This is a genomic window from Pseudomonas sp. LBUM1652 (assembly GCF_059716105.1).
On sequence record NZ_CP166804.1, the window covers coordinates 3726724 to 3742314 of the forward strand.

The following is a 15591-nucleotide window of genomic DNA, read 5'->3' on the forward strand; positions in this document are numbered from 1 at the left end:
GTCACAGCCTTGTCTGAGCACTATTGGATTTAACAAAAGCCTGATTAGATAGCCGCTCCGCCAGAATTCGACTCAGGAGCCGCACTTGAGTACACCGCCGCAGGATCTTCCCCGCCCCGATCCCGTCACCCTGCGTCAGGCCTGGCGCTTCTGGCTCAAGCTCGGCTGTATCGGTTTCGGCGGCCCCGCCGGGCAAATCGCGATCATGCATCAGGAGTTGGTCGAACGCCGCCGCTGGATCTCCGAACGACGTTTTCTCCACGCCCTCAACTACTGCATGTTGCTGCCCGGCCCCGAGGCTCAACAACTGGCGACCTACATCGGCTGGTTGTTGCATCGCACCTGGGGCGGCGTGATTGCGGGCGTGCTGTTTGTGCTGCCGTCGCTGTTTATCCTGATTGCGCTGTCATGGCTGTACATCGCCTACGGTGACGTGCCGGCGGTGGCCGGGGTGTTTTACGGGATCAAACCGGCGGTGACGGCGATTGTGCTGCACGCGGCCCATCGCATCGGCTCGCGAGCCTTGAAAAATGGCTGGCTCTGGGCGATTGCCGGGGCCTCGTTCGTGGCGATTTTTGCGTTCAATGTGCCGTTCCCGCTGATCGTGCTCGGCGCCGCGTTGATCGGTTATCTCGGCGGGCGTCTGGCGCCGCAGCGATTCGATAACGGCGGCCAGCGCAGCAGTGAAAAATCCTTTGGCCCGGCGTTGATTGATGACGACACCCCGACGCCCGAACACGCTCGATTCAGTCTGTCGCGGCTCTCGCGGCTGACATTGGTCGGCGCGGCGCTGTGGTGTTTGCCCATGGCCTTGCTGACGGCGTTGTTCGGCTGGGACGGCACCTTCACGCAGATGGGCTGGTTCTTCACCAAAGCCGCATTACTGACCTTTGGAGGGGCCTATGCGGTGTTGCCCTACGTCTATCAGGGCGCGGTGGGGCATTACGGCTGGTTGACGCCGACGCAGATGATCGACGGCCTGGCGCTTGGCGAAACCACGCCGGGGCCGTTGATCATGGTGGTGGCGTTTGTTGGCTTCATCGGCGGTTATGTGCAACCGGTATTCGGCGCGGAACATTCGTTCGCCGCTGGCGCAATGGCAGCGACGCTGGTGACGTGGTTCACCTTTCTGCCTTCGTTTCTGTTCATTCTCGCCGGCGGGCCGTTGGTGGAATCGACTCACAATGAACTGAAGTTCACTGCGCCGCTGACCGCGATCACGGCGGCAGTGGTCGGGGTGATTCTCAACCTCGCGTGTTTTTTCGCGTATCACGTGTTCTGGCCGAGCGGTTTCGCCGGGCAACCGGATGTTTTTTCGATAGCGCTGGCAGTCATGGCGGCATTGGCGCTGTTCGTTTTCAAGCGTGGTGTGATTGAAGTGTTGATCGTTTGCGCCCTTGTCGGGCTGGGCTTTCACCTGCTGCGCTAAACATCCGTCGCATCGCCGATGCGCAATCAATCGTTTACACGCCCGAGGAATGCCCCTTACTATCCGGGCACACCGGTCGGCGGGTCAGTCCCGCCACCGACGTTTTCCGCCAACGGAAACACGCGTCATGAGTACGTCACTACAACAACCAAAATCGTTGAACGTCTCCGCTGTGTGCGCCCTCTGTCAAAGAGGCCGCGCATGAATCGCATCGTCAATCTCCCCATGGCCCTGCGCCGTTCCAAGCTGCGTCACTCCGCACGCCCGCCGGATATCGCCTGCTGATTTCCTGATTACCGTCAGTCAACAACACAAACTGGATGATGGCCTGTGGCGAGGGGATTTATCCCCGATGGACTGCGTAGCAGTCACGCCTTTTGGGGGCCGCTTCGCGCCCCATCGGGGATAAATCCCCTCGCCACAGGTTCATCGTCGCGTCTGACTGACTGAAGACCTTTTTGAAATCCCTGCCAGGACGCCATCCATCGCGTCCGGCCCGAATCTGCGCGCCTTCGCGGCGCCACCGTGAGTGATTGATTATGAAATTCGCAGCCATTGAAGACGCACGCCTGTTCCTTGAACAGAACCCCGATATCGACATGATCGAACTGTTCATCCTCGATGCCAACGGCGTACCGCGCGGCAAGCTGTTGCACCGTGAAGAACTGCTCGCCGTGTATGAAAGCGGCCGCCCGCTGCCCAGCACTATTCTCGGCCTGACCGTGCAGGGTGAAGACGTCGAAAACTCCGGTCTGGTCTGGGATGTCGGCGATATCGACTGCCGCGCCTATCCATTGGAAGGCAGTCTGGTGCGCCTGCCGTGGCGGCAGATTCCGACCGCTGCGGTGCAGGTCAGCATGCATCCCACCGAGGGCATGCCGGCGAGCATCGCCGACCCGCGCCACCTGTTGATCAAGGTGGTCGACGCGCTCAAAGCCGAGGGTTATTACCCGGTGATGGCCTGCGAACTGGAGTTCTATCTGCTCGACGCCAAACGCGATCACAACGGCCGCCCGCAACCGGCGCTGGATGCTGACGGCGGTCGACCGCGACACACCCAGGTCTACGGTTTGCGTGAACTGGAGCAGATCGAACCGTTCCTCGCCGACCTTTACGGCGCCTGCAAACTGCATGGCATTCCGGCGCGCACGGCGATCTCGGAATACGCGCCGGGTCAGGTAGAAATCACCCTCGAACATGGCGATGCGCTGGAGGCGATGGATCAAGCGGTGCGCTACAAGCGCCTGGTCAAAGCCGTGGCGCACAAGCACGGCATGCAAGCGACATTCATGGCCAAGCCGTTCGATGATCTGGCCGGCACCGGCATGCACATGCACGTCAGCCTCGCCGATGCCGAAGGCCGCAACCTGTTCGCCTCCGAAGACCCGGCCGGTACCCCGCTGCTGCGCACGGCGATTGGCGGGATGCTCGCGTCCTTGCTCGATTCGCTGCTGCTGTTCTGCCCGAATGCCAACTCTTATCGCCGTTTTCAGGCCAACAGCTATGCGCCACTGGCGCCGACCTGGGGTGTCGACAACCGCACCGTCAGCCTGCGCGTGCCCGGCGGCCCGGCCAACACCCGACACATCGAACACCGTATCTGCGGCGCCGACGCCAACCCGTATCTGGCGGCAGCGGCGATCCTTGCCGGCATTCATCGCGGCATTCGCGAAAACCTTGATCCGGGCGCACCGGTCGAGGGCAACGGCTATGCGCAAGCGAAGGAATTACTGCCAACCGATTGGCTGACTTCGCTGCAGGCGCTGGAAAATTCAAGTTGGGCACGGGATGCGTTGGGGCAGGAGTTTCTTGGGGTTTATCTGGCGGTGAAGCGCGCTGAGTACCGGCAGTTCATGGCTGAAGTGGGTGAGCAGGATTGGCGCTGGTATCTGACTGAAGCCTGAATATTCACATCTCCCCTGTGGGACCGCGTACCGAACTCGAATTTTGTGTGGACACTGACATGACCAATCGCTGCAATTCCTACTACACCGCCACCCTCAACCAGGACACCGACTACCCGACCCTGCAAGGCCGGCACAAGGTCGATGTGGTGATCATCGGCGGCGGTTTCACCGGCGTCGCCACCGCTGTCGAACTCGCCGAAAAAGGCCTGAAAGTCGCCATCGTCGAGAGCAACAAAATCGGCTGGGGTGCCACCGGGCGCAATGGCGGCCAGGTCACCGGCAGCCTCTCTGGCGATGGCGCGATGCGCAAACAGATGCGCCCGAAACTGGGTGATGAGGTCGACGATTTCATCTGGCATCTGCGCTGGCGCGGGCACGAGATCATCAAACAGCGCGTAGAGAAATACGGCATCGCCTGTGACCTCAAACACGGTCACCTGCACGCCGCCTACAAACCCAGCCACATGACCGATCTGCGCAGCGATTACGAAGAAGCCGTGCGACGCGGACTGGGTGATGAAGTCAGCCTGCTCGACCGCAGCCAAGTACGCGACCTGCTGCAAAGTGACCTCTACCACGGCGCGATCAAGAACACCCGCAACATGCACCTGCACCCGCTCAATCTGTGCATCGGCGAAGCGCGAGCGGCGGAAAGTCTGGGTGCGCTGATCTTCGAAAACAGCGAAGTGCTGGAGATCATTCACGGCGATACGCCTGGGGTCAGAACCGCCCACGGCCAGATCGACGCCAATCAAGTGATGCTCGCCGGCGACGTCTATCACAAACTCGAACCAGGCCAGCTCAAGGGCAAGATTTTTCCGGCCATGGGCGGCATCGTCACCACGGCCCCGCTCGGCGATCTGGCGCGGCAGATCAACCCTGAAGATCTGGCGGTGTACGACTGCCGTTTCGTCCTCGATTACTACCGCCTCACCGCCGACGGCCGCTTGTTGTTCGGCGGCGGCGCCAACTACAGCGGCAAGGACTCGCGCGACATCGCCGCCGAACTGCGCCCGTGCATCGAGCAGACTTTCCCGGCGCTCAAAGGCGTGCAGATCGACTACCAGTGGAGCTGCGCGATGGGCATCGTGATCAACCGCATCCCGCAACTGGGCAAGCTTTCGGACAATGTCTGGTACTGCCAGGGTTACTCCGGGCACGGCATCGCCTCGACCCACATCATGGGCGAAATCATGAGTCGGGCGATCACCGGGCAGATGGAGCAGTTCGATACGTTTGCGGCGTGCCAGCACATTCGCGTGCCGATGGGGGATTTGCTGGGCAATCCGTTACTGGCGGCGGGGATGTGGTACTACCAGATGCTCGAAAAGTTGCGTTGATTGCACTGGCCCTTTCGCGAGCAGGCTCGCTCCCACATTTGAAATGCATTCCAATGTGGGAGCGAGCCTGCTCGCGAAGAGGCCGGCAGCCTCACTACAAACCTCAATCCGGCAACTGCTCCACCTCGATCCCCAATCGCCGGTAATCCTCGACACTCCCCGACGCCAGGTGCCGCTCGGTAATCAACGTATGCACCCGCATGCACGGCGCCACCACAAACGGCTCCACCGCGCCCAACTTGTCCGCCGTGGTCACCGCGATCACCTGCGCGGCGCTCTCGAACAATGCCTGCTTCACCGGAACCTCATCGAAATACAGCGAACTCAACCCCACCTCCGGATGAATCGCACACACCCCGGTAAACAGCAGATCAGCCTTGATGCTTTGCAGCAGGCGCACGGTCTCGTGGCCGCTGACCGACATCGTCGCCAGGTTCAACTGCCCGCCCGCCAGGATTACCTTGATGCCCTTGTATTCGGCGAGGGTGATGGCGGTCATCGGCGAGGTGGTCACCGCTGTGATCTTGATATCCGCCGGCAACGAACGCGCGATCTGCAACGTGGTAGTGCCGGAATCGAACAGCACGATCTGGCCATCCTTCACCCTCCCGGCAGCGAGTTGCGCCAGGCGGGTTTTCACCTCGTCGGTCTCACTGATGCGGGTGAAGTAATCCTTGCCGGTGTCTTTCGGCCTCGGCAACGCGCCGCCGTGTACCCGCTGCACCAGGCCGGCGTTATCCAGCTCGGCGAGGTCGCGGCGGATGGTGTCCTCGGACACGGCGAAATGCTGGCTCAACTCGGAGGCCATGACCTTGCCGTCACGTTCGAGGATCAGGAGGATTTTCTGCCGGCGCAGGGAGGGAAGTTCGGTGACCGAATGATCGTGCATGGATCTGCCTGTTTATGCTTGTAGTTGCAGGTTTTCACCGAGACTAGCGAAAGCCTCGGGTAAACACAAATCGGCGGATATCAATTGTTTCGATCATTGGAATCACAAAGCCGAATTTTTCCTTTGCATTCAGCCTGTTCAGAATATCCCCACTCTCAACAGGCTCAGGATGACCACCTTATGAATCTCAATTTCGCGTTTGCTTGCATGATCGTCGTGTCGTTCGCGATCGCTTTGGGCCACGCCTGAGGCGTCAGGCCGATACCACCCGCGCCTTACGCACAAACAGCGCATGGGCCTTCTCCCAGAAATTGCCGCCCAGCACAAAGAAACTGCCAACGAACATCAGATCCCCAAGCAATTGCAGCTGCCACAGATTGGGCCGCAACCCCGGCCAGAAGTTATCGAAATACGGTTCCAGAAACGAGACAAGCAACGGCAGGCAAAACATCACCACGCCGATCCTGTGCCGCAGCGGCCCGACCTCGTCGACCGGTGTCGGAATCATCCCCGAGACATAACCGCCGATCTTGCGCTTGAGTTCGGCGAATCCGGCCTTGCCCATCACCGCGATCACCAGCAGCAACAGCACTTTGTTACTGATAAACAGCACACCGGTCAGCGCCGCCACTTTCGAGCCGGGCACATCGAGGGCGGCGGCCAGTGGCACCATCAGCCACGAACCGAGCATCAGGCAGATGATCGCCACACCGACCTTGAAGCGCCAGTTGGCGGTGGTGGTCGGCGTTACCGGATCTTGGGCAGTGTCCATGGTTTCGTACCTGTTTTGGCGGGATGCCGTGCCTGAAAAGCGTAGCAGCAGATTCGCCCGAACAACCTGCAATTCGCGGTCTATGCTCCAGTGATATTGGCGATTGGGGACACACGCAATGCCTGCACCGACAGCCCTGCTGACGCGGCCCGGTCACCTGTTGTTGCTCGGCGCGCTGAGCTTCAGCGGCTGTGTGCGTCTGGGGCCGGATTTCCAGCCGCCGGCCGAAGCCTGGAGCAAGCAATGGAACAGCGCAGCGCTGGAGCAGGCCAGCGAACGTGCGGCCCAGCCAGACCTGCGCCAGTGGTGGCAGGTATTCGCCGACCCGGTGCTGGATCGCCTGATTGCCGAAGCGGATGCACATAACAGCAGCCTGAAAATCGCCGGCCTGCGGGTGCTCGAAGCCCGCGCCCAACTGGGCATCGCCGAAAGCGGCCGCTACCCGCAACTGCAACAGGTCGGGGTCGACAGCCTCTACATCGACCGCCACCAGTCCGGCGGCAGCAACCCGCAGGATCTGCACTTCTGGCAACACAGCGCCGCTTTCGATATCGGTTGGGAGCTGGATTTCTGGGGGCGCTTCAGTCGCGCCATCGAATCGTCCGATGCCAGCTACTTCGCCGCTCAGGCCAACTACGAAGACGCCCTTGTACTGCTGCGCGCGCAAGTCGCCGACACCTATTTTTCCCTGCGCACCACCGAAGCACGACTGCGCGTCGCCCGGGAAAACGCCGTCCAGCAAAAACGCAATTTCGAGATCACCGAAAAGCTTTTCACCAGCGGCCAGAGCGCCGAACTCGACCTGCAACAGGCGAAAACCCAATACCTCGGCACGCTGAGCAGCATTCCGGCATTCGAAGACCAATTGCTGCGCACGCGCAATGCCCTGGCGGTGCTCGTCGGCCAGCCGCCCGGTGGCGCAGCGATGCTGGCCGAACAAACCGGGCTGATTCCATTGCTGGATCGCGCCGTGCTGCAAGACGTCCCGGCCAACCTGCTGCTGCGCCGCCCGGACGTGCGCGCGGCGGAGCTGAATGTCGCCGCGCAATCGGCGCTGGTCGGTGTTGCCGAGACTGATCTGTACCCGTCGCTGACCTTGCTCGGCAGCATCGTCTGGTCGACTGATTCCCTCGGCGCCACCCCACGCAGCCTCGACCTGATTGGCGGCCCGAGCCTGCGCTGGAACATCTTCGATTACGGCCGCATCCGCAATAACGTACGGGTGCAGGACGCACGCTTGCAACAACTGATCGAAGCCTATCGCGACAAGGTTCGGCAAGCCGCGCGCGAGGCTGACGACGCCGCCAGTGGCTTGAGCAAGGCGCTGGAACGCGAACGCATTTTGCGTGAGGCCGAAGGCGCAGCGCGGCGTTCGCTGGTGCTGGCCAACACGCAATACCGCGAAGGTTATTCGGACTTTCAGCGAGTGCTCGACGCCCAACGTGCGCTGCTGGAGTTACAGGACAACTATCTGGTCAGCCGCAGCAACGCCGTGAGCAATCTGATCGCGCTGTACAAATCCCTCGGAGGCGGCTGGCAGAGCAACGCGCCGCAGATTGACGAGCCGACCCGACAACAGATGCAACAACGCACCGATTGGGGCGATTTGCTCACCGCGCCACCCGCCCAACCGGCGTATCCCCTTCCATCGCAGGAAAGCCGCCATGACTGAAAACACGACGCCCGCTCCTGCCCCTGCCCGGCCCGACGCAGCGAAAAAAGGCATCCGCTGGGTGCTACTGCTGATCGTACTGAGCCTGGCCTGGTATCTGCTCGCCGACCGCTACACGCCCTACACCCAGCAGGCGCGGGTCGGTGCGTTCGTGATTCCGGTGGCGGCGGAAGTCGCGGGTCGGGTGATTCGGGTCAACGTGCGCAACAACCAGGATGTGAAAGCGGGCGACACCCTCTTCGAACTTGATCCACAGCCGCTGCAAATCGCCGTCGATCGAGCAAAAGCCGATCTGGAATCGACCCGACGTCAGGTCGGCGCGAGCAGCGCCGGAATCGCCTCGGCACAGGCTTCCTTAAGGGCCGCGCAAGCCAACGAACTCAAGGCACGACAGGACAATCAGCGCCTCGAGGGTTTGTACAAACAAGATCCCGGCACGGTCTCCGTCCGTCTTCTTGAGGTGTCGCGAGCCAACCGTGAACAAGCGGTCGCCCAAGTTGCCGCCGCCCGCGCCGAAGTGCAACGGGCGCAGGAACAGGAAGGTGGCAATACCGACACCAACGCGCAGTTACGCAGCGCCGCCTCGGCACTGGCCAAAGCCGAGCTGGATCTGGCCAACACCCGCATCGGCGCACGCTCGGCCGGGTTGATCACCGACCTGCGCACCGACGTCGGCCAGTTCACCGCCGCCGGCAGCCCGCTGATGACCCTGATAGCGATCCACGACGTATGGATCAGCGCTGACCTGACCGAAAACAACCTCGGCCGCGTGCAACCTGGAACCCCGGTGGCCATCGTCCTTGACGCACTGCCCGGCGAAGTCCTCGACGGCCGGGTGCGCAGCGTCGGCTATGGCGTCAGTGTCGGCCAGACGCCGGCGCCCGGCACCCTGCCGAGCATCCAGAACAGCCGCGACTGGCTGCGTCCGGCGCAACGTTTTCCGGTGATCATCGAATTCACTGAAGAGGCGAAAAAACGCCTGATCGACAGCCGCGCCATCCGTGCCGGCGGTCAGGCGGAAGTCATGGCCTTCCCCAGCGAAGGCAATCCGCTCAACCCGTTGGGGCGCTTGTTTGTCGGGCTGATGAGCTGGCTGTCGTATGCCTACTGAGCGCAGCGTCCCGGCGCAACGGGCCTTGCGCCTGGCGTTCGGCACCGCGCTGTGTACCGCCGCCAGTTATGCGCTGGCGCTTCCGCTGGCGTTTATTTCGCCCGTGCTGGCGGTGTTGTTGCTGGCCAGTCTGCCAAGGCCATTACCGCTCAAAGGCGCGATAGTGTTGGCACTGGTTGCCGCGCTGACAACAAGCATCGGCCTGCTGCTGGTGCCGTTGCTGCGCTATTACCCGGTGAGTGGTGTGTTGTTGATTGGGCTCGGTTTGTTTGTGGTGTTTCGCTTTGGCCTGCGCGGCGGTAACCCGTTGATCGTGACCTTTCTGGTGATCGGCATGACCATGATTTCTGCCGCCGGATTTGCCGAATTCGATCTGGCGATGGCGGTGATCGGCGCCCTCGTCAAAGGCTTGTTGCTGGCGGTCGCGGTGGTCGGTGTCAGCCACGCGCTGTTTCCTGAGCGGCCTGATAGCCCCGTCCCGCCCAAGCCGCCCGCAATGCCTGCCGACGAAGTCCCGCGCGTAGCCCTGCGCGCCACGCTGATCGTGCTGCCGACGTTTCTACTGGCCCTGAGCGACCCGGCCAGTTACCTGCCGATCATCCTCAAAGCCGTCAGCCTCGGCCAGCAAAGCTCCACGCCCCACACCCATCACGCCGGGCGCGAACTGCTCGGCTCGACCCTGCTCGGAGGCTTGCTGGCCGTGCTGCTCTGGTGTGGCTTGAGCCTGTTCGTGCATGTGTGGATGTTCTTTCTGTGGACGCTGCTGTTCGGGCTGTGGCTGGCGCGCAAACTCTATCGCCTCAGCCCGACAACCTTCAGCCCCGGCTTCTGGCTCAACACCTTGGTGACGATGATCATCCTGCTCGGCCAATCGGTGCAGGACAGCGCCGCGGGCAAAGACGTCTACAGCGCGTTCGCCGTGCGCATGGGTCTGTTCATTCTGGTGACGCTCTACAGCGCGTTGATGATGCGCCTGCTCGAAGCGCACAAACCCAGCCGTCAAGGCGTGACCTGATAGCCGCGCCCTTGCAGACACCCGGTGTAAGCACTGGAACTGGCTGCTGCATCAGTCTTGCTCTGCGCACGTCGATCCTGACGCTGTCGCGCACCACCCACCACCGCGCCGGCGGCAGCCGATTGCCCGGCGCGGTTCTGCCGGTAATCCTGCTTGCGATCATCGTCGACCGCATCATAAAACTCATCGTGCTGACGGCCGCGCACCTCAGCCGCTGTTGCACCGGCCGCAGCACCGACGGCAGCGCCCCTCAGGCGACCACCGGTTTGCGGGGTTGAAGTGGTGGAACTGGCGGCGACCGAATGGCAGTCGTTCATGTCGATCTGGGTTTGTTGCGAAGTCTGGCCCTTGAGCGGGACGATGGTTTGCGCATTGGCTTGCGTGGCGCAAAGAGCGGCGATCAAGAGAGCGGTGGACGACAAACGGTTCATGATTACCTCCGGCGGGGCCTGGCGTTGGCTGTGATGCGGGGTAATCAAATAGTGTAGTTCACCAGTGACAAACTCATTTAAGCGGTGAAGGAGCAAACTCCCTCACCGCGACGGATGATGTGTAATCAGGACTCTTCCCGCACCCGCCGCACCTGCACCAACAACGCCGGCGCAAAATGCAGCAGCACCATCCGCGCCAAGTGGTGAGTGAGGATAAACACCACATTCAGCCCGCCGGCAAACGCGACAATCGCAATCGTCTCGATCGCCCCCGGCATGTACGCCAGCCACAGAGACAGCGGATCGCTGCCCAACCATCGCGCCGCCCCTTCGGCAAATGCCGCCGCCACCACGATCATCACCCCGACCGAGACCAGCGCCGTGCGGCCATGCAGGCCCAATTCCCTGACGCCCAAACCCTGAAACCGCGAGCCGATGCGCACGCCGAGAATCAGCGCCGCCAGATTCAAGCTCCAGTCGGGCATGTGAAAACCGTGCAACCAGCCTGCTTTTACAAAGACTGCAGTGATGATGATCGCCGTGAGCATGAAGGGCGCTGGCACGCCGATCACCAGCAGCAATCGACCGAGCACGACGCTCAAGCCGATTACCGAGAAAACCGTCAACGCCATGCCGGTGGTCAACGGATCGCTTTCAACAGCAGCCACCGACACCTGCCCCGGAATCAAAAAGCTCACCAGCACGGTGATCAGCAGTAATCGCATCAGGTGCACGATGATCACCTTGCTCGACGCCTTCTCCGACTCGAGCAAATCGAACACCGCCGCCAGTGCCCCCGGATACACCGCGAGTAGCGCATCCGTGCGGTTCCACCCTGCCCCGCGCGTCAGCCACCATCCGGCCAAGGCAATCTGCACCGTCAAGCACAGCAGCAACACGCCGAGACTCGGCAACATCGTCGACGCCGTCGCACTGTCCCACGCTTCGAACATCAGCCCGGTGGCGATGCCCAGCGTGACCTGGATGTAGCCCAAACCATAAGGTGTCGCGGGTGCAAAACCGGATTTAGTGACGACGAACGCAGTAACGAGGATCGACCCCAGCAGCAAGCCATGAGGTACACCCAGAGACTGCAACACAGCTCCAAAACCGGCGGCGATCAACAAACATAGAATGGATTTCATATTCGCCTTCCTGGCTATTCAACTGACCCGACACGATCCCGTGTAGGAGCTGCCGCAGGCTGCGATCTTTTGACTTTGAATCTAAAAAACAAGATCAAAAGATCGCAGCCTTCGGCAGCTCCTACAGGGGCGTGTCCATTTTTATGAGCGCAACCGACCGATTGCGCGACGGTATTTTTCGACTCGTTCCAGATCCTCCCAACTCGGCGAGGCGATCCGCGACAGGTCGCTGTTCTCTTCCAGATCCGCCAGTTTCACGACCCGGCCGATCGGGTTTTGCGCCGCGCGCTCGACGAAATCCTCATAGGACTCGCCCGGCACTTTGGTAACTGATTCGATAGCGCTCAGCACCTCTTCGCTGAAACCTTCCTTGCGAAGGTCATCCAGGCTGATATCGCAATCCTCGACCACATCGTGCAGCACCGCGACGATGCGTTCCTCCAGCGTGGTCATGCGCAACATCACTTTCAGCGGATGCAGAATGTACGGCGCCCCGCCCTTGTCCACCTGCCCCGCGTGCGCAGTGGCGGCGATGGCGATTGCGCGTTCCAGTGTTTGCGTCATGGAAGTCTCCGAATGCGCGAAACGGATGTGCCATTGCGGCTACAGATTTCAATCATGGGCAATATTCCAATCCTTGGGGCGCTAGATGTGTCCGATTGTTTCTCAGTCTACTCGAACAGCGCAAATCAAAAACCTGATTGAACCTCCTTCCCCTGCGCTATCTCGAAACCATAAGCGCCCACTCATTGATCAGAACCGGCGCCATTGAAGAGGAAAGCCCGATGAACATTCGATTCCTGCTTCTGATCGCCACTTTCAGCGTCATCCCCACCTGCGTCATGGCCGAAGGCTGCGACGTCGAAACCCGCTCCTCCAGCGCCTCCGTGCCCACCGTCTCGAGCCATAGCTGCTACGAATATGAGGGTGTGCCCGTCAATTCCATCGACTGGTCGTGCAGCAACGAAAGCAAAGACATGGTCAACGCCGTCAAGAAAAAGGTCCAACAGTGCGATGACCATTACCAGGCCACCTGCATCGCCACCCTCACCCAGGAATCCCTGGCCAACCCGCACTCCACCAGCAAGGATAAAAACGCCAAGGCGTTGAATATTCCTGATGGTGCGCAGGTGACTACTTATTACTACGGTGCGGAGAATCTGGGGCAGGCGAAGATTGATTGTGAAAGTGGGGGTGGGGATTGGAAGGCGAAGTAACGGCTGTTTAGCGCACATAAAAAGGGACACCGCTGGGTGTCCCTTTTTAAATATCGATGCAATCACCGTGGCGAGGGAGCTTGCTCCCGCTGGGCTGCGAAGCAGCCCCTGTACCAAACATACAAAGCCATGATTTGAGATTCGACCGAATTTGAAGTCTGAAAAACTCGTAGGAAAACACCCCTTGTGGCGAGGGGATTCATCCCCGATGGGCTGCGAAGCGGCCCCAACCCGGCGAGTTCATTTCTCCAGACACCCCGCACGCCCCGGATTACGACGACTGCGTCGCCGATCGGGGATAAATCCCCTCGCCACAGGGTTGGGTTTGCGTCCTACAGGTCGGTTGTGGATGCGGGAATTGCTGCCTAGAGTGGGGCTGTCGCTAACTTAAATTAGCGATAGGGTTTCGCAGCCCTTAAGATTGACACCTTGTTCCGTCAGGCTCGGCCGGCTCCCGGCTGCCTACGTTTTTATGGCGGTTGTGCGTGGGAGACCTCCGGGTCTGCCGGGTCATGGTGTTAATTCTCCGGTCTGCGAACCCGCGCATAGCTGCCACCCTTTTGATTCGCAGCACAACGGTGGCAATTCTTCTTCACTAAGGATTAACACCATGACCACAATAAAACCGCTCCACCACTACGCCCACATGTCCCACCCAGCCACCGACCACCCTGTCCTCCTGATCGACGTCGACTCCCCACTGCGTGAACTTCACGCCTGCCTCGCCGAACGCCTCAACGCCGTCCTCAAATACCTCGACCTCATGGCCTGCACCAGCCTCCCCGATTACGCCGAGCGTGACATCAACACCGTCACCAACATCGCCAGAATCATGGTGCAGGACGTAAGTGATGTGTTTCGGGTTATTGAGCAACGAGGGTTTGACAGCGCCATATAGAGGAAAAATAGTGTGGGAATGGCTCCCCCCCAACCACGAGTGATCAATAATTAGCACTGGTGACAGATCATTAACAAAATAGATCTGTCACCTTTTCAACAGTCACCTTTTCAACAAAGCAAGCAGAGAACTAAAACCAAAATAGAATTAGCGACTATCACCGTTATTACAAAGATATCTAAAAAAAGCTTAAACCCTGTAATTTCTGACAGTAGGCAAAGACTACAGCCGAGGGTAGTTTCAGCATTCAAACCCTTAAGACAGAAACTAAAGGAATCTTGCAATGAATACTCAAAAAATTGAAGAGAAAGTTAGAGAAATCGTTCAAGCCGAACTAAAAAACGACATGAGCGCTGTAAAAAACTACGCCAGACTAGACAGTTTAAAAGCAGACACCATAAATATATCCAGCATAATATTTGAGTTAGAGGATGAATATCATATCGACATCCCTGAAGGAACAATAAATGAAGCAACAAGCATTCAGGAAATTATAAATTATCTAGCCGAAAACAATCTTCCTTGACAAAAACACCTGAGAAACTTCACTTGCAACTCCAAACATCAGAATCCTTTCCCTATGAGATATCGGATTCTATCGGTTGTTTCTATAGGTTCAGTCATGGTCCTGATCAACGATAGTTAGACAACGGAAATACAGCAGCCCATCGATGGCTAGCAATGTACATAATGACCATTCGGTACGCGGGGATAAAGCTGTGTACTCACAGGACTGTAAAGAAGCCGATAAACGCGATGGCCGCTGCCAGCAAAGATAAATTTAAACTCAAACTTCAAAAGAGAAACCGCTACTCTGCGGTTTCTCTTTCATGGAAATTTTTATACGAATTAAATCCTTTTCTTCAAAAATTCGCCGGCGTATTCGCACTAATAATCTCAGCCTCATCCGCCCCGATATTCCGGAACTTATGCGGCAGCGTGGTCGGAAAGTAATACCCATCCCCCGCATTCAAAACACTCACCGAGCCATCCACGGTCAACTCAACAGTCCCGCGCGTCACCAACCCACACTCCTCACCTTCCGAATGCACAATCGGCTCTTCCCCGGAGCTCGCGCCCGGTGCGTATTGCTCGCGCAGCAAGCGCATCTGCCGGCTCGGCACGGAGGCGCCGATCAGCAGCAGGCGCAGGCCATGGCGGCCGAGGTCGGGTTGTTCGTTGGCGCGGAAGACGTATTGATGCTCACGCGGCGGTTGGTCGAAGGTGAAGAAGTCGGCCAGGGACATCGGGATGCCTTCGAGCAGCTTTTTCAGGGAGCTGACGGAGGGGCTGACGCGATTCTGTTCGATCAGGGAGATGGTGGCATTGGTCACGCCGCTACGCCGGGCCAGCTCGCGCTGGGAGAGTTTGTAGCTTTCGCGTACTAGTTTGAGTCGAGAACCCGTATCCATGACTGCCTTATGTTGAGGTACTTAAGGGTAATGGGGGTGGGTGGCGGGTGACGCGCCGGGGCGCGGATCACGTTGCTCCCGTGTCCCGGAACCGTGAAAGGCGGCTATTAAATCACGTTTGATGGTGTAGCTCAGCAGGTTCGATGGATGGTGGGGGAAAAGTCTTTCTTACCTTGGTAGTAGAGTCACTGCGGGAGCGAGCCTGCTCGCGAAAGCGGTGTGTCAGACGACATGTATGTTGGCTGATATGGCGCTTTCGCGAGCAGGCTCGCTCCCACAGTTGGATCTCTTTTGTGTCAGTTAGCTTTGTGGAGGTTGTCAGGCCGTCATCGCTGGCAAGCCAGCTCCCACAT

General features: G+C 59.5%; 15 protein-coding genes. 9 read left to right on the forward strand and 6 right to left on the reverse strand.

What is annotated here, in order from left to right; translation table 11 throughout:
* Window positions 1-85 precede the first annotated feature (85 nt).
* The 3 genes from chrA (at window position 86) to ACA069_RS16750 (ending at window position 4676) form a co-directional block, all read left to right on the forward strand.
* Entirely contained in the window at window positions 86-1429 is a 1344-nt protein-coding gene (chrA, locus tag ACA069_RS16740; RefSeq protein ID WP_497614432.1) for a chromate efflux transporter, read from the forward strand.
* 539 nt (window positions 1430-1968) lie between these two features.
* Window positions 1969-3333 carry a glutamine synthetase family protein gene (locus tag ACA069_RS16745; protein ID WP_187680516.1) on the forward strand — a complete coding sequence of 455 codons (1365 nt, stop codon included), beginning with the start codon at window positions 1969-1971 and terminating at the stop codon, window positions 3331-3333.
* A 59-nt stretch (window positions 3334-3392) separates the two neighbouring features.
* The gene (locus tag ACA069_RS16750; protein WP_401269423.1) at window positions 3393-4676 is read left to right on the forward strand and encodes an NAD(P)/FAD-dependent oxidoreductase; all 1284 of its coding nucleotides are present in this window, start codon (window positions 3393-3395) and stop codon (window positions 4674-4676) included.
* Between the two features lie 103 nt (window positions 4677-4779).
* Here ACA069_RS16750 and ACA069_RS16755 read toward each other — a convergent pair whose 3' ends face one another.
* Together ACA069_RS16755 and ACA069_RS16760 are read right to left on the reverse strand one after the other, a co-directional pair.
* On the reverse strand, window positions 4780-5565 hold the full coding sequence (locus ACA069_RS16755; protein WP_497614434.1) for a DeoR/GlpR family DNA-binding transcription regulator: 786 nt from the start codon (window positions 5563-5565) through the stop codon (window positions 4780-4782).
* Window positions 5566-5818: 253 nt separating this feature from the next.
* Entirely contained in the window at window positions 5819-6337 is a 519-nt protein-coding gene (locus ACA069_RS16760; RefSeq protein WP_497614436.1) for a transporter suffix domain-containing protein, read from the reverse strand.
* 118 nt (window positions 6338-6455) lie between these two features.
* Between ACA069_RS16760 and ACA069_RS16765 the strand changes: the two genes are divergently transcribed.
* Genes ACA069_RS16765 through ACA069_RS16775 form a run of 3 tightly spaced genes read left to right on the forward strand, consistent with a single transcriptional unit; the run spans window position 6456 to window position 10135 of the window.
* Complete coding sequence (locus tag ACA069_RS16765; RefSeq protein ID WP_497614438.1) at window positions 6456-8009, forward strand: efflux transporter outer membrane subunit; 1554 nt, start codon at window positions 6456-6458, stop codon at window positions 8007-8009.
* Window positions 8002-9120, forward strand: a complete 1119-nt coding sequence (locus tag ACA069_RS16770; protein ID WP_497614440.1) for an HlyD family secretion protein — start codon at window positions 8002-8004, stop codon at window positions 9118-9120. The genes ACA069_RS16765 and ACA069_RS16770 overlap by 8 nt, the downstream gene beginning before the upstream one ends.
* Window positions 9110-10135: a DUF2955 domain-containing protein gene (locus tag ACA069_RS16775; protein ID WP_497614442.1), complete on the forward strand. Its 1026-nt coding sequence runs from the start codon at window positions 9110-9112 to the stop codon at window positions 10133-10135. Before ACA069_RS16770 ends, ACA069_RS16775 begins: the two co-directional genes overlap by 11 nt.
* Here ACA069_RS16775 and ACA069_RS16780 read toward each other — a convergent pair.
* From ACA069_RS16780 to ACA069_RS16790, 3 genes are all read right to left on the reverse strand, one after another.
* Window positions 10120-10566 carry a hypothetical protein gene (locus tag ACA069_RS16780; RefSeq protein ID WP_497614443.1) on the reverse strand — a complete coding sequence of 149 codons (447 nt, stop codon included), beginning with the start codon at window positions 10564-10566 and terminating at the stop codon, window positions 10120-10122. The two genes, ACA069_RS16775 and ACA069_RS16780, sit on opposite strands and share 16 nt — an antisense overlap.
* A gap of 125 nt (window positions 10567-10691) precedes the next feature.
* The gene (locus ACA069_RS16785; RefSeq protein ID WP_497614445.1) at window positions 10692-11711 is read right to left on the reverse strand and encodes an AbrB family transcriptional regulator; all 1020 of its coding nucleotides are present in this window, start codon (window positions 11709-11711) and stop codon (window positions 10692-10694) included.
* A gap of 141 nt (window positions 11712-11852) precedes the next feature.
* Window positions 11853-12275, reverse strand: a complete 423-nt coding sequence (locus ACA069_RS16790) for an HD domain-containing protein (protein WP_401269402.1) — start codon at window positions 12273-12275, stop codon at window positions 11853-11855.
* Between the two features lie 221 nt (window positions 12276-12496).
* On the opposite strand from ACA069_RS16790, the gene ACA069_RS16795 reads away from it, so the two are divergent.
* The 3 genes from ACA069_RS16795 to ACA069_RS16805 all read left to right on the forward strand — a co-directional run bounded on the left by ACA069_RS16795 (window position 12497) and on the right by ACA069_RS16805 (window position 14352).
* The gene (locus tag ACA069_RS16795; protein ID WP_497614447.1) at window positions 12497-12928 is read left to right on the forward strand and encodes a hypothetical protein; all 432 of its coding nucleotides are present in this window, start codon (window positions 12497-12499) and stop codon (window positions 12926-12928) included.
* Between the two features lie 610 nt (window positions 12929-13538).
* Window positions 13539-13826, forward strand: coding sequence for a fructose-bisphosphate aldolase (locus tag ACA069_RS16800; protein ID WP_497614449.1), 288 nt, complete (start codon window positions 13539-13541; stop codon window positions 13824-13826).
* 283 nt (window positions 13827-14109) lie between these two features.
* Window positions 14110-14352 (forward strand): acyl carrier protein, encoded by a 243-nt coding sequence (locus ACA069_RS16805; protein WP_497614450.1) that lies wholly within the window; start codon window positions 14110-14112, stop codon window positions 14350-14352.
* Between the two features lie 337 nt (window positions 14353-14689).
* Here ACA069_RS16805 and ACA069_RS16810 read toward each other — a convergent pair whose 3' ends face one another.
* On the reverse strand, window positions 14690-15238 hold the full coding sequence (locus ACA069_RS16810) for a cupin domain-containing protein (RefSeq protein ID WP_042558757.1): 549 nt from the start codon (window positions 15236-15238) through the stop codon (window positions 14690-14692).
* Window positions 15239-15591 lie beyond the last annotated feature (353 nt).